The organism is Streptococcus sp. HMSC34B10, assembly GCF_001839505.1.
Lineage (GTDB): Bacteria > Bacillota > Bacilli > Lactobacillales > Streptococcaceae > Streptococcus > Streptococcus peroris.
The window spans coordinates 529510-549901 of sequence record NZ_KV841556.1 but is presented as its reverse complement, the minus strand read 5'-3'; the positions used below and the strand labels follow the sequence as shown (position 1 = coordinate 549901).

Sequence of the window (20392 nt, the reverse complement as noted above, 5' to 3'; positions counted from 1 at the left end):
AATTTCCTCTTTAATGTTTAAATAACAATTCCCAAATTCGAGGGATAAAAATCAGTGCTCCTGTCACCGCAGCAAAAATGGATACAAGGAGGACCGCGCCTGCCGCCATATCCTTGGCTTTCTTTGCGAGCATGGAGAAGTGATAATTACAGGCTAAATCTACCACATTCTCAACAGCAGAATTTAACAATTCAAATGCTATCACTAAAAAGATGCTTAAAAGTAAGAAGAGCCATTCTATTCTTGATACTTGAAATAGAAGGCCTGCAAGAATAACAGCAATAGCTGTAACTACATGCTTTCTCATATTTCGCTCTTCTAAGATAGCGGTGAAAATACCAGTCATAGCGAATTCTAAACTCGCTATAAGATCACGATTTTTCCATTTTCGTTTATTGTCTTGTGAGTCCATAGGCTGTCAAAATTTCTTCTTGTAAACCGAACATCTCCGCTTCTTCTTCCGGAGTGTAGTGATCATAACCGTTAATGTGTAAAAAACCATGAACCGCTAGGAAGCCCATCTCACGTTCAAAACTATGACCGTACTCCTTAGCTTGCTCATGTGCTTTATCGATGGAGATGAACAACTCACCTATGTAAGCATCGAATTCCGATATCATCTCAGCCAATTCAGGATTTTCAGCTAACTCTTCATCCTCAAAAGTAATATCAAGTTCTGGCTTATATTCCAAGCTGATAACATCGGTTGGACGATCTGTATCGCGATACTCAAGATTCAGTTCATGGCTGCGTTCATTGGTTACAAAAGTGACAGCCATCTCCTTGTCTTCTTTTCCTATTTTTTTAGCAGCAAACTCCAACAAATCCTGAGTTTGTTGCAATATTTTCTGTGAAACCGTTCCTGTTTCATCAACCATTTCAATATACATGTGTTTCTCGATTCTCTTTACTTGGCTTTATTATACCATATTTCTATGATTTTATTCTACCTTTTTGATATAATACTATGGAATACATTCATAAGGAGAGCACCATGTCATTTGATGGATTTTTTTTACACCACATGGTTGAGGAATTGCGGGCAGAATTACTAAATGGACGCATTCAAAAAATTAATCAACCCTTTGACCAAGAATTGGTCCTACAAATCCGTAGCAATCGTCAAAGTCATCGTCTGCTCCTTTCTGCACATCCTGTCTTCGGACGCATCCAATTGACAGAAACAACCTTTGAAAACCCTGCTCAACCATCTACCTTTATCATGGTTTTAAGAAAATATCTACAGGGCGCTGTTATCGAGTCTATCGAGCAGATTGAAAACGATCGAATCGTGGAAATCACTGTTTCTAACAAAAATGAGATTGGAGACGATATTCAAGCTACTCTGATCATCGAAATTATGGGAAAACATAGCAATATATTCCTTGTCGATAAAAGTAGTCATAAGATTCTTGAAGTTATCAAGCATATTGGTTTCTCTCAAAATAGTTACCGTACTCTTCTACCTGGTGCTACCTACATAGCTCCACCTAGTACAGAAGCTCTGAATCCTTTTACTATTAAGGATGAAAAATTGTTTGAAATCCTACAAACACAGGAATTAACAGCCAAAAATATTCAGACTCTCTTTCAAGGTTTAGGTCGTGATACAGCAAATGAATTGGAAAGATTATTGGTTAGTGAGAAACTAGCTAGTTTTCGTAACTTTTTTAGTCAAGAAACTAAACCTTGCTTAACAGATAAGTCTTTTGCTTGTGTCCCTTTTTCAACTAAAATTGAAGCACATTTTTTAAGCTTGTCTCAACTTCTTGATGTTTTTTACAAAGATAAGGCAGAACGTGACCGCGTCAAACAACAGGCCAGCGAACTCATTCGCCGAGTTGAAAATGAACTACAAAAGAATCGCCAAAAATTGAAGAAACAAGAAAAAGAGTTGCAAGCTACCGAAAATGCAGAGGAGTTCCGACAAAAAGGTGAATTACTAACGACTTTCCTTCATCAAGTTCCAAATGACCAAGACCGAGTCGTATTAGATAACTACTACACCAATCAGCCAATTACAATCGCACTTGATAAGGCTTTAACACCAAATCAAAATGCTCAAAAATACTTCAAACGTTATCAGAAGTTAAAAGAGGCTGTTAAATATCTAACTGAATTAATCGAAGAAACAAAATCTACTATTCTCTATCTGGAAAGTGTCGAAACAGTCCTCAACCAGGCTGGGCTAGATGAAATTGCTGAAATTCGTGAAGAATTGATTCAAACTGGATTCATCAGAAGACGTCAACGCGAGAAAATTCAGAAACGCAAAAAACCTGAGAAATATTTAGCAAGCGATGGAAAAACCATCATCCTTGTTGGGCGAAACAATCTTCAAAACGAAGAGCTAACCTTTAAAATTGCACGCAAAGACGAACTTTGGTTTCACGCTAAAGATATCCCTGGAAGCCATGTCGTCATCACGGGAAATCTTAACCCTTCAGATGAAGTCAAAACAGATGCTGCAGAGCTTGCTGCCTACTTTTCAAAAGGTCGCCTCTCAAACCTCGTTCAAGTAGATATGATTCAGATTAAAAAGCTCAACAAACCAACGGGCGGAAAACCTGGATTTGTGACTTATACAGGTCAAAAAACTCTTCGTGTCACACCTGATTCTAAGAAAATCCAATCTATGAAACTGTAATATAACTACTGCTTTCAAACAATTACTACTTTACTTTTAAAAAAATTAAAGGGGGAACTCAATGCTACGGCATATTCAATCCACTTTAACTATTATATTCGGAGCTGCTATCTTCGCCTTTGGACTCACGTATTTTGTTGTTCCACATCACTTGTTTGAGGGTGGAGCAACCGGGATAACTTTGATTACCTACTATCTCTTCAATATCCCTATTTCAGTGATGAATATCTTGATTAATATCCCACTCTTCCTACTCGCTTGGAAAATATTCGGGCTAAAATCACTCTATTCTAGTCTCCTTGGAACTATTTCATTATCTATTTGGCTAGCCATCTTTGAAAAGATTCCTCTCCAGTTCAACCTACAAGGCGATTTGGTTGTCGTAGCTTTAGTCGCTGGCGTCCTTTTGGGAATTGGTCTCGGTATCATTTTCAATGCTGGTGGAACAACAGGTGGAACGGATATTGTCGCTCGTATCCTTAACAAATACACCCATATCTCTATTGGAAAATTGCTTTTTGGACTCGACTTCTTCATTTTGATGTTGATTCTAATCATTTTCCAAGACTTAAGACTCGTAACCTACACTCTCTTATTTGACTTTATCATATCAAGAGTCATTGACTTAATTGGTGAAGGCGGTTATGCGGGTAAAGGATTTATGATTATAACCCAAAAGCCCTTAGAATTAGCTGATAAAATCAATGAAGAACTTGGGCGAGGTGTTACTTTTATTTCTGGTCAAGGATACTACAGTAAAAATGACCTAAAGATTATCTACTGTATTGTAGCCCGAAACGAAATGGTCAAAATGAAGGATATGATTCACAAAATCGATCCAATGGCCTTTATCACTATTACAGAAGCCCATGAAATACTTGGAGAAGGTTTCACATTCCCAGTAAGAGATGAGACTTCTTAAACCTTTAAAAATATAAAAAAAGTAACTTCATCTTCGAAGTTACTTTTTTTTGACTAATTGTCAAATTATTTTTCAGCTGTAAGAGCTGCCATTGTGATGTAGTTGTATGGTTTATTGAAGTGTGGCAAGAAGAATAGGTCAGTCAATGCTAATTTGTCAATTGTAACGTGTTCTTGAATTGCAAGTGAGAACATGTGAATTCCCATGCTAATTGCTGAATCACGAGATACCATTTGAGCACCAAGGATTTCACGGCTGTCTTTATCAAAGACGATCTTGATAGCTACTTCATAGTTATCATGCTTCATAAATTCTGGTTTTTGAAGGTCGTTAAATCCAGTTTCAGTTGCGTTGTAACCAGCAGCTTTTGCTTTTTCAAGTGTCAAACCAGTTGAAACCATGTGAAGACCATAGATTGAGATACCGTTTGATCCTTGAACACCGATTCCTTCAAGCTCATGTCCGCAAGCGTTATAAGCACCTACGATACCAGTACGTACCGCGTTTGATGCAAGAGCAATGTAGCTAGTGTCTTTACGAGCATTGTCATAAACAGTCGCACAGTCACCAACAGCATATACACCTGGGATAGATGTTTCTTGTTTCTTGTCAACAAGGAAAGCACCGTTACGGAAGAGTTCGATCTTACCATCAGCAAGTGCAGTGTTTGGACGGAAACCAACTGCAAGAATAACCATATCCACATCAAATGTTTCTTTGTCAGTGATCAAGCGTTCAACTTTTCCTTCACCTTCGATAGCTTTAACAGTTTGACCAAGTGCCAAACGGATGTTGTGGTCTTCCAAGTTTTTAGCCATCATTTGTGTGAGGTCTTTGTCATAGTATCCGTTCAATACAGTGTCAACGATATCAACAAGGACAACTTCTTTTCCAAGACGTTCGAAAGCTTCAGCAAGCTCAACACCGATGTAACCACCACCTACAACAGCGATACGCTCAAGGTGTTTGCTCTTGTCAGCAAGTTTGTTGATAACTTCTTCTGCGTTTTGGTACAATTTAACGAATTGTACGTTTTCAAGAGTTGCTTTGAACTCACGGTTACCTTTAACGATTTCAACGCCTTCGATTGGTGGCAAGATTGGAGTTGAACCAGTAGCAAAAATCAATTTTTCATATGATTCTTTGTGCTCTTTACCGTCAACTTCTGCAGTAACAACTTTATTATCATAGTCAATTGAAAGAACTGGTGAGTTCATATAAACTTTAGCACCTTTTGCTTCCAATTTTTCTTTATCAGAGTAGAACAATCCTTCAGGACCGTCGATTTGTTCACCAATCCAAAGAGCCATTCCACATCCAAGGAATGAAATGTTTGAGTTTTGGTCAAATACAACGATTTCGTTTTCGTTTCCAAAGTTGTCCAACATAGTGTTGATACATGCAGTTCCAGCGTGGTTAGCACCCACGACTACGATTTTACTCATAAGATAAATCCTACCTTTATTTTTTTATTTACCTCTCAAGTATACCATTATCTGTGAACGTTTTCAAGACTTTTGACCAGTTTGATCTTATTTAAGAAAGTTCTTGAAAGATATACTAACTAGTTTTCAAAGAGTTCTTATTGATTTGGAGCTGTTTTTATTTTTTTAAGCATATTTCTTGACTTTTTGTAAAAAATGATTTGTGAAAACGCTGACTTTATGATATTCTATTTATATGGAAATAGATTATAAATTTTAAATTTCTTATTAATTCAAGATTTGTAGCTATTTCCCAGTGATTCGAAGGGAGTTGATTCTTTGTCTCTTAGTTCATCATCTGAGCGATTAATGGGAACTACGATTACTATTTCCTTAGTACATGAACAAGCGGATAATCTTCTCCGTCAAGCTTTTGATTTGCTCAAGGAACTTGAATTCCGCTTCAATGCTAACAGTACTGAATCTGAATTAATGGAAATTAACTATCAGGCAGGTATTGCCCCAGTTAAAGTCCACCCTGATTTGTTTGAACTGATTTCATTAGGTCTAGAACACAGTCTAGCACCTAAAAGTCATCTCAATATTAGTATAGGACCTTTGGTTCAAACCTGGCGTATTGGTTTTTCCGATGCAAAGGTTGCAAGCCCTGAAGAAATTGCTTCAGTCTTACCACTAATAGACCCTCATTTTATTAAACTTGATTCAGTCAATTCTACAGTTTTCCTAGAAAAAAAGGGAATGAAAATTGACTTAGGGTGTTTAGCAAAGGGGTACAGTGCAGATAAGGTTGCAGCTTTCTTAAAAGAAAACGGCGTCACTTCTGCTCTTATCAATCTTGGAGGAAACATCCTCACAATTGGGAACAACCAATCAAAAGATGGACGTCCGTGGCAAATCGGCATTCAAGATCCAAATAATCCACGCGGTAATCACCTGATGACCTTATCCATTACTGGAAAATCAGTGGTTACATCTGGGATTTATGAACGGCATCTTGAAATCAATGGCAAGGATTATCATCACATTTTCGATAGTGAAACAGGCTATCCTATTGAAACGGATTTAGCTAGTTTAACCATAATATCTGACCGCTCTGTTGACGGCGAGATATGGACCACACGATTATTTGGCGAACGTAGCGCATCTATTATGTGGCAAGTCGAAAATATTGATGGTATCGAAGCCATCCTCATTGACAAAGATGGACGCTTAGCTTGTTCATCTGGTATCCAACGATAAATCATTAATAATGCAAAAAGAGAAAGGAAAGCCCATGCTTAAACTTATTGCTATTGTAGGAACTAACTCAAAACGTTCCACAAACCGCCAACTGCTTCAATATATGCAGAAACACTTTGCTGATAAAGCAGAAATCGAATTGGTAGAAATTAAAGATCTACCTGTATTTAACAAACCAGCTGACAAACAAATCCCAGCTGAAGCTACGGAAATCGCTGCTAAAATTGAAGCCGCTGATGGAGTTATTATCGGTACTCCAGAATACGACCACTCAATCCCAGCTGTTCTTATGAGCGCTCTTGCTTGGATTTCATATGGTGTATTCCCGCTTTTGAACAAACCTGTCATGATTACAGGTGCTTCATATGGTACACTCGGTTCATCACGTGCTCAATTGCAACTTCGTCAAATTCTTAATGCTCCTGAGATCAAAGCAAATGTTCTCCCAGATGAATTCTTGCTTTCACATTCTCTTCAAGCATTTGATCAAAATGGTGACTTGGTAGATCTTGATGTCATCAAGAAATTGGATGCCATCTTTGATGACTTCCGTGTCTTTGTTAAAGTTACTGAGAAATTGCGTAACGCACAAGAGCTTCTTCGCAAAGATGCTGAAGACTTTGACTGGGAAAATTTGTAAGATAGGAGATCGAAAGAATGAAATTTGTTGGACTTGTTGGATCAAACTACGATCAATCATATAACCGCAAACTCTTGGAGTTCATCCGCCGTCAGTTTAAATTTAAATTTGAACTAGAAGTTTTGGAAATCGATGAAGTTCCAATGTTTAACCAAGACGAAAAATGGGATGACAGTTTCCAGTTGCGCCTTCTTTACAACAAAATTACTCGCGCTGATGGTGTGATTATTGCTACTCCTGAGCACAACCACACTATTTCTGCTTCACTTAAGTCAGTCCTTGAATGGCTTTCATTCGAAGTTCATCCATTTGAAAACAAACCAGTCATGATTGTGGGTGCTTCATACTATGACCAAGGAACTTCACGTGCTCAAGTTCACCTTCGTAAGATTCTTGACGCACCAGGTGTTAATGCCTACACATTGCCAGGTAATGAGTTCCTTCTTGGAAAAGCTAAAGAAGCTTTTGACGCAAATGGAAACATTATTAACGAAGGAACTGTTAAATTCCTTGAGTCTTGCTTAGATAACTTTGTCAAATACGTAGGAGTCGTTTCTAAATTGAAAAAACCAAAACCAATTGAACCAGAAGATTTGGATTGTGGAAAACCAATTGCCACAACTATTACAGAGGTCGACCCTGATGATCCAGAATGGGTTGAAAAAGTAGCAGAAATTACAGGTGCTGTTTCAGGTGATACATATGTTAAACTTGACCATGGTATCTTGACAGTTAACCAGATTGATATGTTCTTGAAAGCTATGCCTTTTGAACTAACATACGCTGACGATAACAACCAATTCCTTTACTACAACAATGCTCACCAGGATCCTGACACAATGTTTGCAAAACGTGTCCCATCTCAATCTGGTAGCCGTATGTCAACAGTTCACGGATCACTTCCACCAGCACGTATGAAAAACGTTGAGTGGGTAATCGGAACTCTTCGTAACGGAAACCAAGAATACGTACGTACAATTGTTCCTGGTTCACCTGCAGGTGTTATCAATACTCACAACTACCAAGCTATGTACTATCCTGATGGATCATATGCTGGTATCAATGAAATTGTCTTTAACTTCCAACCATGGCTTGACTGGTACTTGAAAGAAACTGGTCAACGTTTGGTAGGCGGTAGCGGACCTTTTGCTCCTGCTGCTGGAGGTCACGGAGATGCCGATGCTACTTCTGGCGCTTCTGACTCAGCCGATGGCGGCCACGGTGGTGGCGCAGATGCTACTTCTGGTGCTAGTAACTAATAACTAACAAAAAGGAACCATTTTGGGTTCCTTTTTAATAATAGAAATCTCGGTTCGCACACAAACCGAGAATTTTTTTATTTATGAATTCGGATCATCAAGACTACGGCCGTGTAAACCTTTTTCTCGTTGCACTTGACGAAGTTTTTCAGGAGTCACATCATTACCATCTTCATCTACGATTTTGATTCCTTCAATGTGGTGACGTACTGAACGACGATAGCCTTCGATATATTCTTCACGAAGTTTAGCTTGTTCTACTTTTTCTTCCGCAGTCAAGCCTTCTGTTTTTTTCTTTTTAGCAAGTTCATTAATACGAGCGATTTTTTCTGGTTTCATATTTGGAGCTCCAATCTACTTTTCAATTACTATTTTGTATTAAGAAGGTTAAAAGCAGCCACTGTTTTTGCTTTATTGACAAGTTCAGCTAGAATAGCCAAACGATTATTCTTAACATCAATATCCTCTGCCATAACCATGGTATTGTCAAAGAATGCATCAATAACTGGACTAAGAGCAAATAGTTGTGTTAATTTATCGCTTGCTGAACCTTTCAATTCTAGGTTTTCTACCGCTTGAGCTAGTTCTTTTTCCTGCTCATTTTCAAAGAGGCTACCATCAACTTTGACTGAACCTTCTGCCTTTTCTGCTAGGTTAAAGGCACGAGATAATGACTCAACTGATGATTTGTAATCTTCAGTTTTCGCAGCTTCTGAAAGAGCTTCTGCCGCTTCAATCATATCAGAGACAACAAAGTTTGAACTTGCGAGAACTGCTTCTTTAATATCTTTTGCAGTAGAACCCATCATCTTATCAACACGAGCTTTGATGAAGTTAAGCACTTCTTCTTGGTTATCGTAAGTTAAACTATCAAACGATAAAGCATAAAGACTCGCAATCAACTCGTCCATTGAAATATTCCAACCGAAGTCTTCTAAGATTCGAACAATCCCTTGTGTTGCACGACGAAGGGCATAAGGGTCGTTTGAACCAGATGGAATCAAACCAACAGAGAAGAAAGATAAGAGAGTATCTAATTTATCGGCTAGTGCAAGTATTGCTCCAACTTTAGATTCAGGAAGAGCTCCGTCTGCTGAGTCTGGAAGGTAGTGTTCACGGATTGCTTGTGCCACTGCAGCATTTTCACCTGCAAGAAGCGCATACTTCTCACCCATGATCCCTTGAAGCTCATCAAATTCACCAACCATACCGGTTAAGAGGTCAAATTTATAAATGGCTGCAGCACGAGCAAGATCAATAGATTCATCAACTGATAGACCAGCTTTTTCAGCTAGCAGGATAGCAATTTGTCCTGTACGAATCATGTGTTCACGAAGTGAACCAATCTTTTCATGGAAGGTAACGTGTGAAAGTTTAGCAACTAAATCTTCAATTTTAAGTTTTTGGTCTTCACGCCAGAAGAATTCTCCATCTTCCAAACGAGCAACCAAAACTTTCTCATTTCCTCGAATGACATTTTCCAAGTGTTCAGCGTTTCCATTACGGACAGAAATAAAGTTTGGTTTTAGATTTCCTTCAAGATCACGGACTACAAAATAGCGTTGATGAGTTTCCATTGAAGTAACCAAAACTTCTTCTGGAACTTCTAGGTACTTAGGATCAAAATTGCCAATAAAGGCGGTTGGATATTCAACCAGATTCAGAACTTCATTCAAAAGTCCATCATCAATCTGTACTTGGACACCCTCTCTAGCTTCAATAGCCTTGATTTGTTCACGAATCATGTTTTCGCGTTCAATACTGTCAGCAATTACATAGACTTTACGCAGGTCTTCTTCATAACTATCAGCATGACGAATCTCAACTTCATGTCCAAGGAAACGATGTCCACGGCTGACTCTGCCTGAATGAATATCTAAGAAATCTAGGTCAAGAGCTTCATCATCCAAAAGGACTATTAAAGTGTGGACTGGACGAATGTATTCAAAGGTATTGTTTGCCCAGTGCATGCTAACCGGGAAGCTTAGGCTTGCCAACACTTCTGGAATTCCTGTCAATACTTCCTCAGCAGGTTTCCCAGCTTCATGTTTTGTCACGTAGACATATTCTTCACCTTTAATTTCACGGAATTCAATATCATCAACTGTCAAGCCTTTTCCGCGGACAAATCCTTGAGCTGCTTTAGAAAAGTTTCCTTCTACATCCAAGGCGATTTTTTTAGAAGGTCCTTTAAAATCTTCAGTCAAATCTGTTTGCTGCTCTGCCAAACCAAGTACACGAACAGCCAAACGTCGTGGAGTTGAGAAAGTTTGAATTCCTTCGTATGAAAGGCGGTTTTCGTCCAAAAAGGCTGCCATTTTTTCACCTAGTTGTTTTTCACTTGGTGTGACAACGTAGGCTGGTAACTCTTCAAGTCCTAATTCTACTAATAAGTTTTTTGTCATGTTTCTTCCTTTACACAATCAATTAATTTTCTTCAACAAGACCTTTAGTAGTGGGGGACGCAAGCAAACCTTCGGTTTCATTGCTAACTGCCAAGCCTTAAGTCTCGTCAGTTCCCCAATCGGATAAGAAACTTCTTATCCGACTTTCACTACAGCGGTCTTGTTTTATTTAGCGACCTACGGTCGACTTTCAGTCATTTATTCCCGTAATTCTGTCTATTCTTCCTCTTCTGCTAGGAGTTTAGCGCGTGTAGCTTCGTCGAGAAGTGGGTAACCAAGTTTCTTGCGTTCTGCAACGAAAGTTTTAGCTACTACACGGGCCAAGTTACGGATGCGGGCAATGTAACCGGCACGTTCTGTAACGGATACCGCTCCACGAGCATCAAGCAAGTTGAAGGTGTGTGAACATTTCAAAACGTAGTCATAGGCTGGGTGCACAAGGCCTAATTCCAAGGCACGTCCAGCTTCTTTTTCAAATTTTTCGAAGTTTTCAAGAAGCATATCTTGATCAGAAACTTCAAAGCTGTATTTTGAATGCTCATATTCTGGCTGAAGGAAGATTTCTCCGTATTTAACTCCTGGAGCCCACTCGATATCATAAACTGAATCTACTTCTTGGATGTAAGAAGCCAAACGTTCCAAACCGTAAGTGACCTCAGAAGTTACCGGACCAGTTGCCAAACCACCGACTTGTTGGAAATAGGTGAACTGAGTGATTTCCATACCGTCCAACCAAACTTCCCAACCAAGGCCAGCTGAACCAGTTGATGGGTTTTCCCAGTTGTCTTCAACAAAACGAATATCGTGTTCCAAAGGATTGATACCCAATTTTTCCAATGACTCAAGGTAGAGTTCTTGAATGTTTGATGGTGATGGTTTCATAACCACTTGGAATTGGTGGTGTTGGTAGAGGCGGTTTGGGTTTTCTCCGTAACGACCGTCCGCTGGACGACGTGATGGCTCTACATAGGCTGCGTTCCATGGTTCAGGACCAATGGCACGAAGGAAAGTATAAGGACTCATGGTTCCTGCACCCTTTTCATTATCATAAGCCTGCATCAGCATACAACCCTGGTCATTCCAGTATTGTTGCAAAGTCAAAATAATCTCTTGGAAGGTTAGTTTTTTAGACATGTTTTACTCCTTTTTTTAATTCTTGCGACTTTGGATACAAAAAGAACCGTGTTTTTGCTCCTAAGTCAAGTGACCTAGGGGCGTCAAAAACGCGGTTCCACCCTAATTTATTACTTCATTATCTTTATTAAAAAACCAAAAGCGCCACACTTATCTCTCAATCACCTGACTTCCACTCCCACAGGCTCGCTTAGGATTTACTGATAAGATATTCTTTCTTGATTTCTATTATAACAAAATGAGATTAAAAAGTAAATTTTTTCATAAGGAATCATAAATAAATGATTCAAAGTTTGAAAAGCATTACTATTTTTGCCCCTTTTTTGCCCCTTCTCAAACAAAAAGAAAAACCGCTAGTTCTAAGAATAGCGGTTTAATCATGTTTTTAAGCTACAAATGTAGTCGCTCTATTATTTAAGAGTAACAATTTGCAAATCCTATTTTCTCCCAGTATTAGTGGGTTAATTCCTCAATTTTCAACTCTGGCAGGAATTTGGTAGGTAAATTGATAATCCAAGATTATCTAAACTGTTTGTAATCTCTTCTGAAATTGTTGAATCACCTGAATAATACCAATGACTATATGTATTCAACGTGGTTGACTTATCAGCGTGTCCTAATCGATATGAAACATATAAAGTATCCTTATGTAACACATTTATAAGATAAGATGCATGACTATGTCTTAATCCTTTCCCCGTAATTTCTGGTACACCAGTAATCTTAGCATGCCTTTTTATTATCCTAGAAATTGTAGACTTACACAAGGGGGCACCAAAACGTGATATTACATAATCTTTATCATCATTCTTGATTTGAACTTCTCGCCATTTTTTAAGTATTGTAATCGTAAAATCATCTAAATCAATTTTACGATTCCCTGCTACTGTCTTTGTTTGTTGTTTAGCATACCATACACCGTTTTTATCTTTCTCAATCGTCGAATGAACATGAATCCATTTACGTTTAAAATCAATATCTTCCCATTTAAGAGCAATACCCTCACTAACTCTTAAACCAGTCATAAAATATAACCAGATCGTCATGTAATTATGGAGTCCCTCATACTCACTAATATCAAAAGAGTTTATTACCTTCTTAAATTCATCAAATGTCCAAAATTTTGTATCAGGGTGCTTTCCTCTAGGATTATCTAATCCTTTAAAAGGAACTCTATCAATATAACCCAATCTTTCTGCATAGCCCAGACATGCTTTAAATCTAGACCACATATTTTTAGCATAGTTACTAGAATACTTGTCTATAATAGCTAAGCGAAATCTTTCACAGTCAATAGTACTAATATCTGATAATTTTTTTCTACCAAATTGCTTAATAAATAACTGATGATGTGGTAAAGCGGTCTGATAAGTTACAAATTGAACTTTTTGTTGATAATATTTTAAATAAATCTCTTCCATAAACTCTCTAAAAGTTAGAAAACTATTATTAATAGTAGAGTTCACAAATTCATGTTTTAAACGAAGTATCTCTTCATATGCTTCCTTAAAAGAATTAAACGGTAGTCCCTGTTGATTTTTCCTTCCTTTCTTTTGAATTCTTTTCCCAGTTATTGGATCAACTCCTAATTCAATTTGAAAATAAATTTTTCCTTTTGAATCTTTGTATACACCTTTATATTTCTTTGTCTTTGATATAACCATTTTTCTCACCTTCTATATCTGAAAAAGAAATACCAATTAAATTTTCTACAATATTTTTAGGAGCAATGCCTAACCTTTTATTATCGAAAGGTGAACATCCTAATTGTACCGCATTCTTATCATTTTTTCTAGCTTCTTCAAACTTTTTTACAGCAATCTTTTTTGCTTGTCTAATAATATTTCTCGATGTGTGCTCTGGAAAACCAATCGCAACTAAATCTTTATAGTTTACTGTTTCCATGATTTTACTACTTCCTTTCTTAGATTTGTTCACCTCCATGGCATGACTGATGAAGTCATCATAAGAATTACACTTGCTGCTCTTTTACGGTGGCAGCCTGAACGGTCAGAAGTATCATTGTATATCATTTGTATCATGGCATATAAAGTATCGCTCTATTTTATTGATGGTTTTAATGTCGCTCTTATCATGGCGAGCCATTCAAAACTGCTCCACAAATGAGGAAAGTACCATTTTGGACTATTCAATTGTCAAAGAACAAATAAAAAAATTTCCTTATTTTCAAACTAAATGAAATTAAGGAGTTTTTTTTCTAAAGCGAATTTTATCAGGAAAATCTGTCAATCCCAATAGATAGTCTGTACTGACATCGTAAAATTTTGAGAGTGTTACCAATACATCTGCCGTTAAGGCATGCTCACCCCGTTCAATTTTAGCATAAGCTGAGTTTGTAAACGAAAGTATTTTAGCTATTTGTTTTTGAGTCAAATCGTGATCTTCCCTCAAATCTCTCAAACGTCTGTACATCTAGCTTTCTCCTGAGAAAAGTATAATATATAAAACTAAGAAATCATTCAAAGTGTCCAAATTGGACATTTTGAACTAAAATTAATTTATTAAACACTTCTCATAAGCATTTCTATTAACCGTCTGAGAACAAAGATTTTATCAACTGTTTAAAATTACTGACATTCAAAAATTAGTCTTATTGTAAAATAAAGTAAAACACAAAAGACATGTTTATCTGATATATTATAGTCTCAAAAATATTTCAAAATTATAGGAAAATGTTCACAAATCAGTCATTCAAGCACTTCTCTGAAGCTGAACAATACTAAATTTTAGTTTTATTTAAACAAAGGAAAAAGCTGCTTAGACTGCTCGTAATTAGGATAAAAACCGTTCTATTTTTTCTTGTAAAACTAATAGAAATTTTGTAACACAGGCGAAACAAATCAATGGATAGAAGATCTACTGATAACAGTATTATGCAAATCCAATCTAGAATTTTCATTATCATTCTATAGAAGCTAGCTATTACTTATAACTAAATAAGATTTAGCCTGACTTTCTGACAGAGTTCACAGAAGTGATGAAAGACAAAACAAGGGGACATAGTATGAAAACTTTCGTCCACACTTATAAATTCCAACCTTTTGATTATGTGACTATTAGTTAGCATATTTCGGGAGTATAAAAATTTAAGGAATGAAAATTGCATACTATATTTTACTACTGATTATTCCAGAACTTTCCCTCCTGATAACATGTTACTCTAAGTTGCTCTCAGTGGGAATGATTGGTATTATCACTCATGGGAGTTTCACCCACTATCTTTTTACGATGGCGGCCTGAACGGTCAGAAGTATCATTATTTGTGTCATGGCAGATAGGTTAGCATACTATTTTTGAATAAATGATTCTCGCTCATTTCCTAGAATATTACATTCTATTGCTCAACAAATAAAGCCCCACCCAAGATTATTCAATTATCAATGAACAAATCAGGAGGGACTATTTTTATTTTTCAGGTAATAAGGATAATCTGCCAGCCCTAATATATACTTTATAGAGGGAAGAGAGCATTATTAAATAGTCAATAGATAGCTAGCGTTCGTTGACCACCCTCAATCTTAGAGTATGAAATTGACTCCAGAACAAGTACTGTGCAATATACTCTTGCGTAAATCAAATCTCTGACGCGCATATACACTCGTTCACTTCTAATAAAATTATAGTTAAGATCTGAACGAGACTTGTATTTTATGCCAAATTGTCATAAAAATATTTAAAACACACTTATAAATTAAATAAATATATTATTAACTATTGTTAATGATTAATAGTGTAAAACATAAAAACGAACAAGATTAATTTTCTAATAAGGTACATTATTAATCCGTTCGTTTTCTATTTAATAGTTTTTACTATCTTAAATGCCGATTGTTGATTTATATATCATTTTAGGTACTGCTATCTTTTTTCCTATATAAAACATGTCGAAAATATTGATTCACCCTATTGATTTTTGAGATTTTCTTAACCCCTAATTGGTTTACTGAAATCAATACTTATACCTTTTTTATATTGTTTTAGTAATATTAAAAATTCCCCGAACATGACTTCTGAATGATTTTACTAATCATTTTTCAACCTCTTTTTGACTTTCAAATAGATTAATAGGAGCAACATCAAATTCCACAATAATAGTATGATATGACTAGCAGACATTGCTGATATTTTAAAACTTTCAGAAATTGTTTCATAATAAATATATGGTAATGCTTCAGGAAATACACGTTCGATATAGGGTATAACTAATATTGGAAATAGTAGCAAAGTAGCTATCGCTGTCATCGAACTCTTAAAAAATAAAGTTAAATAATATGCAATGAAGAAACACAAAACGCTACTAAATAGATAAGAAAAAAACTGTATTACGCTAACTTCTTTAATACTTCCTTTAAAAATGAAGAAAATAATGATGACTAAGAATGATAGAATAGCTTGTAATACACAATCTATTAACTCAACAATCATAATTTTTTGTGTACTACTATTTTTGTTTCCAGTTAATAAATAGACTATTTTAGATTCTGGATTCTCGACTTCTATAGAGCCATTTATCAGTCCGCCAATCATAAATAAATAAGATGCAATTAACAAAATTTGATTGTTTGATAATACAATATTATTACCATTGATTTCAAATGTTATCAAACTAAGAATACAGATAAATAAAACAAGCAATAACTGACTTAGAATTTGTATTTTCACTGCATTCAAACTATATTTTTTATAAATAAGAGCATATACTATTTCATCCATATTACTTGTCCTTCTGATTCTCAAACCAAGCTTTAATATACATCAAAATAGTTACTATTGATGCTTGAGATAACAATAATAACAAACCATACATTTCCGAAGGATTGTTATTTTCTACTCTTCCGAATACAAATGACTTTGCACCTATTAGAGGGAGTAAATGTTCAAGTGTCGGAGAAAGGACTCTCAATATACCTGATAAAGTTATAATAAGAATACTTACAATAACAATGACAGATGGAATAGGCTTTCTTGTTATTTTTACTAAAAACATTGAAAGCAATGTCAATGTTATGGCAAAGATAATGATTCTTAACGTTACTTCTAAAACAAGACCTAGGCTAAGATATTTTTGTAATGTTTCATCTAACATCACATAGAGCATTGCACTATTTATAAGAGATAGAGCTATCGTCAACGTACTGGCTACAATCATTCCAGAACAAATCTGACCTGTTAAAACGGTCTGCCATTTTGGTGTTAACAATTTAGTTAATGATTCCTGACCAAATTTGTACTCCGTAGATAGAATCAGTGCAAATAAGATTGGAGAAAATAGAATACTAGATTGGTAAGGGGAAGATAATATCGCATCCCTTACTGTTTGAAACTCTGTTAATTGACTAGTCGTATCTTCAAGTATAAGAATCTCTGTATGACCATTTGCTATCGCATTAATAACTTGAATATTTTGAAAGGTAAAGAATACACTGATTGCAATCACAATTGCTACACCCATCCAAAAAAGTGGCAATGATAGTATTTTGTATAGTTCACTACGAGTATTTTTCATAAAGCATTACCCCCATCTAACTTGTAACAGATTTAAAATATGCTTCCTCAAAAGAGCCATATTCTTCAAGAACATCTTTGCTGCTACCATCAATGACTACCTTACCATTAGATAATCCTACAATTTTATCAACCGTAAGTTCTAACTCATTCATATAATGGCTTGTGATTAAAACTATTTTACCGTTTCTCACAAATTCTCTTAGAAACTCTCTAACCCATCTAATTCCATCTGGATCAAGTCCATTAATTGGTTCATCCAAAATAAGTATTTTAGGATTCCCTAAAATAGCCGTAGCCAACCCCAGTCTTTGTTTCATTCCAAGAGAGTAGTCTTTTATCCTTTTATTACCAACATCCTGAAGGCCAACTATTTTTAAACATTCTAAACATCTCTGCTTATCTATACCACTAGTTAAAGCAATCCACCTCAAGTGATTATAGGCCGTCCTTGTTGGATTGGGTTGAAAACTATCTAGAAATGCACCTACATATCTGAAGGGGTATTTTCCTAATTCTTCATAATTTTTTCCATCAAAAGTCGCTTTACCTTCATCTTTAGAAATCAAGCCAAGCAATATTTTTATTAAAGTTGATTTACCAGATCCATTTGGTCCAATTAGTGCTGTTACCTCCCCTTCGTTTGCTGTAAACGAAATTTTTGAAAGAACAACCTTATCGCTAAAAGCTTTACTAACATTTTCTATTTTAATCATTTACCTTTGTCCTCCTTTTACAAATATAATTATTTGTAATTTAGATAAATCCATTTCTTCACCAATTGGTATTCCATCAATTTCTAGCCATACATGAACTATAAATTGTACTACATGGAAAGCTGAAACCCGAACTGAAGTTTGCTATCTATTATTCCTCGTAGCATGACTGCAACTGCCCTTTGTAAGCACCCATTACCTGCACCATTTGTCGAAGTTCGATAGCTACCGTTTTTGTAATAGTTAGTTTTTGGTACATAACATTCTCCTTCCTATTATTCATATTACCCTACAGCAATTTCAATAGAGTAACAACTATGTTTACCTGCTAAATTCTGAGCAAATTGATTTAACTTACCACATATATTGCTGATTTGGAGTTTTGAACTACTCTCAGAAAAACATGCTATAGAATAATTCCCAATCCATAATAGTGACTATTAGGGCAGATGATAAGTTGTCATCTACATTTCATATTCTACAAAACGAATATCGGAAAAATATCAGAATTTCTGATTTCTATGTAATTTTTTTGATTCCAGATTATCGTATTGTCATATACTAGTGATAGAGTAACAGACTATATACTCATTTCCATAAGAAATCTCAATTATTTAGATTATTATTACCCTATATCATTACTTGAGGGTAAATATGGTATAATATAATTAGAATATATTTTAAAAGGAGAGGCAACTATGCAATATAAAATCCTAGTCATAGATGATGATATTGCCATTTTAAGACTTATTAAAAATGTGCTAGAGAATAAAAACTTTGTAGTAGATACACTGACTGCTATTCCAGAAATTGATATCTGTCATTTTATTGGCTATGATTTAATTATTTTAGATATCATGATGCCTCACAGTGGAATTGAAATCTGTAAGTACATCCGAGAATTTATTTCTGTTCCAATCATATTTTTAACAGCCAAAAATTTAGAAGAGGATATTGTGTATGGTATACAGTCCGGTGCAGATGACTATATTACAAAACCATTTAGCATACCTGAACTAGTAGCTAGAGTACAGATGCATATCCGTCGAGAAGTGCGCAATAATCATTCTAGTGAGATTCTACAATTTGGACCTCTGGCAATTGATAAAACTAAAGAAGAACTTAGAATTTCGGATATACATATTCCAACTACAAAAAGAGAATTCCAATTAATTTTGTTGCTTTCCAGCAATCCAAATAGAATATTTTCAAATGACGAACTCTTTGATTATCTTTACCCTCATGATTCTGAAACACTGGGAAGGTCTATTACAGAGTATGTATACCAAATCAGGCAAAAATTAAAACCTTATGAAATTAATCCAATTAAAACAATCTGGGGAGGTGGTTATCAGTGGATAACGCTCTGACTTTTAACCAACTGATTAAACAAACATATTTTAAGATTTTAAGACAATTTCTTATTAGTCTTTTTCTATTTTATTTGCTACCATTGTTATTTACTGCTTTTACTAATATTACTGAAAAAAATGCAGGTGCATTTACTATCTATTTCAGCACAATTTCTTGGATTTATATTAGTCTAATTTTATTTTCTATTATTGCTAAAAATATTAGCAACCTTCTAGAAAAGATAAAGCAAGAAACAAATATTGTTTATAATCAAAGTCTATTGGTTGATATAAATGAACAAGCCCCAGCTAAATTAACTTTGATTGAACTGATTGAAACAAGACAAAAAATTCAGGAAATGCAGTCAACGATTAAAAAAATGATTCAATCTGAAAAACAGCAAAAAAAGGAATTGATGTTTCAAGTCTCAGCTGCAGCACATGATTTGAAGACACCTTTAACAATTATTCAAGGAAATACTCAATTTTTACAATCTATAGATATTACTGGAAATATTGGTCAATGTTTAGGAGATATCGAAATTGCTAGCCAACAACTTAATAGATACTTTAATCAGCTAATTAATTACTCTAAAACATTCTATAATGATAGTTCTAATTGGGAGAGTTTCTCTTCGGATTACTTACTTGAATTATTTGAACAAGAAATTAAGTTAATTACTGATAAAAAGGCTAAAATCCAATTTTCAAATAATCTACCAATCACTATTAATTTAACACTTAATTTAAACTTATTCCTACGAGCAATCCTAAATATTATTAATAATGCAATTGACCATTCCAAAAGTAATTATCCATTAATAAGAGTAGACTATAAGTTAATAGATAATAAATTTTATATTTCCATATGGAATAGCGATTCTTCATTTTCTGAGAATATACTCGAGAAATATGGGTTACTATACTATCAAGACAAACAGGCAACAAATTCAGAGCAAGGAAGTCATTTCGGAATTGGATTAGCATTTGTTAATCGGGTAGCGAAAATTCATGGCGGAGAAGTAAATTTGAGTAATTTTGAGAACGGTGCTCTTGTCACTATTTATATACCAGTCTAGTCTTTAGTTATCAAATATTTTATACCAC

At 35.4% G+C, this 20392-nt stretch carries 20 protein-coding genes; 7 read left to right on the top strand and 13 right to left on the bottom strand.

Annotated features, from left to right (window positions below):
• Window positions 1–10: 10 nt before the first annotated feature.
• A complete protein-coding gene (locus tag HMPREF3237_RS08290) occupies window positions 11–412 on the bottom strand; it encodes a diacylglycerol kinase family protein (RefSeq protein WP_070889487.1) in 402 nt (133 codons plus the stop codon).
• Window positions 393–890: an rRNA maturation RNase YbeY gene (ybeY, locus tag HMPREF3237_RS08285; RefSeq protein ID WP_070889486.1), complete on the bottom strand. Its 498-nt coding sequence runs from the start codon at window positions 888–890 to the stop codon at window positions 393–395. Before ybeY ends, HMPREF3237_RS08290 begins: the two co-directional genes overlap by 20 nt.
• Window positions 891–994: 104 nt before the next feature.
• Between ybeY and HMPREF3237_RS08280 the strand changes: the two genes are divergently transcribed.
• Window positions 995–2647, top strand: coding sequence for an Rqc2 family fibronectin-binding protein (locus HMPREF3237_RS08280; RefSeq protein WP_070889485.1), 1653 nt, complete (start codon window positions 995–997; stop codon window positions 2645–2647).
• A gap of 61 nt (window positions 2648–2708) precedes the next feature.
• A complete protein-coding gene (locus tag HMPREF3237_RS08275) occupies window positions 2709–3569 on the top strand; it encodes a YitT family protein (RefSeq protein WP_070889484.1) in 861 nt (286 codons plus the stop codon).
• Window positions 3570–3634: 65 nt separating this feature from the next.
• On the opposite strand, the gene nox is transcribed toward HMPREF3237_RS08275, so the two are convergent.
• Window positions 3635–5014 carry a H2O-forming NADH oxidase gene (gene nox, locus HMPREF3237_RS08270; protein WP_070889483.1) on the bottom strand — a complete coding sequence of 460 codons (1380 nt, stop codon included), beginning with the start codon at window positions 5012–5014 and terminating at the stop codon, window positions 3635–3637.
• Window positions 5015–5332: 318 nt separating this feature from the next.
• On the opposite strand from nox, the gene HMPREF3237_RS08265 reads away from it, so the two are divergent.
• Genes HMPREF3237_RS08265 through HMPREF3237_RS08255 form a run of 3 tightly spaced genes read left to right on the top strand, consistent with a single transcriptional unit; the run spans window position 5333 to window position 8152 of the window.
• Window positions 5333–6253: an FAD:protein FMN transferase gene (locus HMPREF3237_RS08265; RefSeq protein ID WP_070889482.1), complete on the top strand. Its 921-nt coding sequence runs from the start codon at window positions 5333–5335 to the stop codon at window positions 6251–6253.
• A gap of 34 nt (window positions 6254–6287) precedes the next feature.
• A complete protein-coding gene (locus tag HMPREF3237_RS08260; RefSeq protein ID WP_049495091.1) occupies window positions 6288–6893 on the top strand; it encodes an NADPH-dependent FMN reductase in 606 nt (201 codons plus the stop codon).
• A 17-nt stretch (window positions 6894–6910) separates the two neighbouring features.
• Window positions 6911–8152: an NAD(P)H-dependent oxidoreductase gene (locus tag HMPREF3237_RS08255; protein WP_070889481.1), complete on the top strand. Its 1242-nt coding sequence runs from the start codon at window positions 6911–6913 to the stop codon at window positions 8150–8152.
• 81 nt (window positions 8153–8233) lie between these two features.
• On the opposite strand, the gene HMPREF3237_RS08250 is transcribed toward HMPREF3237_RS08255, so the two are convergent.
• The 10 genes from HMPREF3237_RS08250 to HMPREF3237_RS09115 form a co-directional block, all read right to left on the bottom strand.
• The gene (locus HMPREF3237_RS08250; protein WP_070889480.1) at window positions 8234–8491 is read right to left on the bottom strand and encodes a DUF896 family protein; all 258 of its coding nucleotides are present in this window, start codon (window positions 8489–8491) and stop codon (window positions 8234–8236) included.
• A gap of 29 nt (window positions 8492–8520) precedes the next feature.
• A complete protein-coding gene (glyS, locus tag HMPREF3237_RS08245; protein WP_070889479.1) occupies window positions 8521–10557 on the bottom strand; it encodes a glycine--tRNA ligase subunit beta in 2037 nt (678 codons plus the stop codon).
• A gap of 216 nt (window positions 10558–10773) precedes the next feature.
• On the bottom strand, window positions 10774–11691 hold the full coding sequence (gene glyQ / locus HMPREF3237_RS08240; RefSeq protein ID WP_002886077.1) for a glycine--tRNA ligase subunit alpha: 918 nt from the start codon (window positions 11689–11691) through the stop codon (window positions 10774–10776).
• A gap of 476 nt (window positions 11692–12167) precedes the next feature.
• Window positions 12168–13355: a tyrosine-type recombinase/integrase gene (locus HMPREF3237_RS08235; protein WP_070889478.1), complete on the bottom strand. Its 1188-nt coding sequence runs from the start codon at window positions 13353–13355 to the stop codon at window positions 12168–12170.
• A complete protein-coding gene (locus tag HMPREF3237_RS08230; RefSeq protein ID WP_000450956.1) occupies window positions 13327–13596 on the bottom strand; it encodes a DUF3173 family protein in 270 nt (89 codons plus the stop codon). Before HMPREF3237_RS08230 ends, HMPREF3237_RS08235 begins: the two co-directional genes overlap by 29 nt.
• A 297-nt stretch (window positions 13597–13893) precedes the next feature.
• Window positions 13894–14124 carry a helix-turn-helix domain-containing protein gene (locus tag HMPREF3237_RS08225; protein ID WP_014713353.1) on the bottom strand — a complete coding sequence of 77 codons (231 nt, stop codon included), beginning with the start codon at window positions 14122–14124 and terminating at the stop codon, window positions 13894–13896.
• A 1611-nt stretch (window positions 14125–15735) separates the two neighbouring features.
• Window positions 15736–16425 carry a hypothetical protein gene (locus HMPREF3237_RS08220; RefSeq protein WP_070889477.1) on the bottom strand — a complete coding sequence of 230 codons (690 nt, stop codon included), beginning with the start codon at window positions 16423–16425 and terminating at the stop codon, window positions 15736–15738.
• Window position 16426: 1 nt separating this feature from the next.
• Window positions 16427–17218 (bottom strand): hypothetical protein, encoded by a 792-nt coding sequence (locus tag HMPREF3237_RS08215; RefSeq protein WP_070889476.1) that lies wholly within the window; start codon window positions 17216–17218, stop codon window positions 16427–16429.
• A 16-nt stretch (window positions 17219–17234) separates the two neighbouring features.
• A complete protein-coding gene (locus HMPREF3237_RS08210; protein WP_070889475.1) occupies window positions 17235–17933 on the bottom strand; it encodes an ABC transporter ATP-binding protein in 699 nt (232 codons plus the stop codon).
• Window positions 17934–18084: 151 nt separating this feature from the next.
• Window positions 18085–18216, bottom strand: a complete 132-nt coding sequence (locus HMPREF3237_RS09115) for a hypothetical protein (protein ID WP_257365329.1) — start codon at window positions 18214–18216, stop codon at window positions 18085–18087.
• Between the two features lie 415 nt (window positions 18217–18631).
• Here HMPREF3237_RS09115 and HMPREF3237_RS08205 point away from each other — a divergent pair, with 415 nt between their 5' ends.
• On the top strand, window positions 18632–19303 hold the full coding sequence (locus HMPREF3237_RS08205) for a response regulator transcription factor (protein WP_070889474.1): 672 nt from the start codon (window positions 18632–18634) through the stop codon (window positions 19301–19303).
• On the top strand, window positions 19288–20364 hold the full coding sequence (locus tag HMPREF3237_RS08200) for a sensor histidine kinase (protein ID WP_070889473.1): 1077 nt from the start codon (window positions 19288–19290) through the stop codon (window positions 20362–20364). Before HMPREF3237_RS08205 ends, HMPREF3237_RS08200 begins: the two co-directional genes overlap by 16 nt.
• Window positions 20365–20392 lie beyond the last annotated feature (28 nt).

Bases quoted from the DNA above. Each gene is read 5' to 3' on its own strand.
- HMPREF3237_RS08290 (WP_070889487.1), bottom strand. From the start codon at position 412: ATGGACTCACAAGACAATAAACGAAAATGGAAAAATCGTGATCTTATA.
- ybeY (WP_070889486.1), bottom strand. From the start codon at position 890: ATGTATATTGAAATGGTTGATGAAACAGGAACGGTTTCACAGAAAATA.
- HMPREF3237_RS08280 (WP_070889485.1), top strand. From the start codon at position 995: ATGTCATTTGATGGATTTTTTTTACACCACATGGTTGAGGAATTGCGG.
- HMPREF3237_RS08275 (WP_070889484.1), top strand. From the start codon at position 2,709: ATGCTACGGCATATTCAATCCACTTTAACTATTATATTCGGAGCTGCT.
- nox (WP_070889483.1), bottom strand. From the start codon at position 5,014: ATGAGTAAAATCGTAGTCGTGGGTGCTAACCACGCTGGAACTGCATGT.
- HMPREF3237_RS08260 (WP_049495091.1), top strand. From the start codon at position 6,288: ATGCTTAAACTTATTGCTATTGTAGGAACTAACTCAAAACGTTCCACA.
- HMPREF3237_RS08255 (WP_070889481.1), top strand. From the start codon at position 6,911: ATGAAATTTGTTGGACTTGTTGGATCAAACTACGATCAATCATATAAC.
- HMPREF3237_RS08250 (WP_070889480.1), bottom strand. From the start codon at position 8,491: ATGAAACCAGAAAAAATCGCTCGTATTAATGAACTTGCTAAAAAGAAA.
- glyS (WP_070889479.1), bottom strand. From the start codon at position 10,557: ATGACAAAAAACTTATTAGTAGAATTAGGACTTGAAGAGTTACCAGCC.
- glyQ (WP_002886077.1), bottom strand. From the start codon at position 11,691: ATGTCTAAAAAACTAACCTTCCAAGAGATTATTTTGACTTTGCAACAA.
- HMPREF3237_RS08235 (WP_070889478.1), bottom strand. From the start codon at position 13,355: ATGGTTATATCAAAGACAAAGAAATATAAAGGTGTATACAAAGATTCA.
- HMPREF3237_RS08230 (WP_000450956.1), bottom strand. From the start codon at position 13,596: ATGGAAACAGTAAACTATAAAGATTTAGTTGCGATTGGTTTTCCAGAG.
- HMPREF3237_RS08225 (WP_014713353.1), bottom strand. From the start codon at position 14,124: ATGTACAGACGTTTGAGAGATTTGAGGGAAGATCACGATTTGACTCAA.
- HMPREF3237_RS08220 (WP_070889477.1), bottom strand. From the start codon at position 16,425: ATGGATGAAATAGTATATGCTCTTATTTATAAAAAATATAGTTTGAAT.
- HMPREF3237_RS08215 (WP_070889476.1), bottom strand. From the start codon at position 17,218: ATGAAAAATACTCGTAGTGAACTATACAAAATACTATCATTGCCACTT.
- HMPREF3237_RS08210 (WP_070889475.1), bottom strand. From the start codon at position 17,933: ATGATTAAAATAGAAAATGTTAGTAAAGCTTTTAGCGATAAGGTTGTT.
- HMPREF3237_RS09115 (WP_257365329.1), bottom strand. From the start codon at position 18,216: ATGAATAATAGGAAGGAGAATGTTATGTACCAAAAACTAACTATTACA.
- HMPREF3237_RS08205 (WP_070889474.1), top strand. From the start codon at position 18,632: ATGCAATATAAAATCCTAGTCATAGATGATGATATTGCCATTTTAAGA.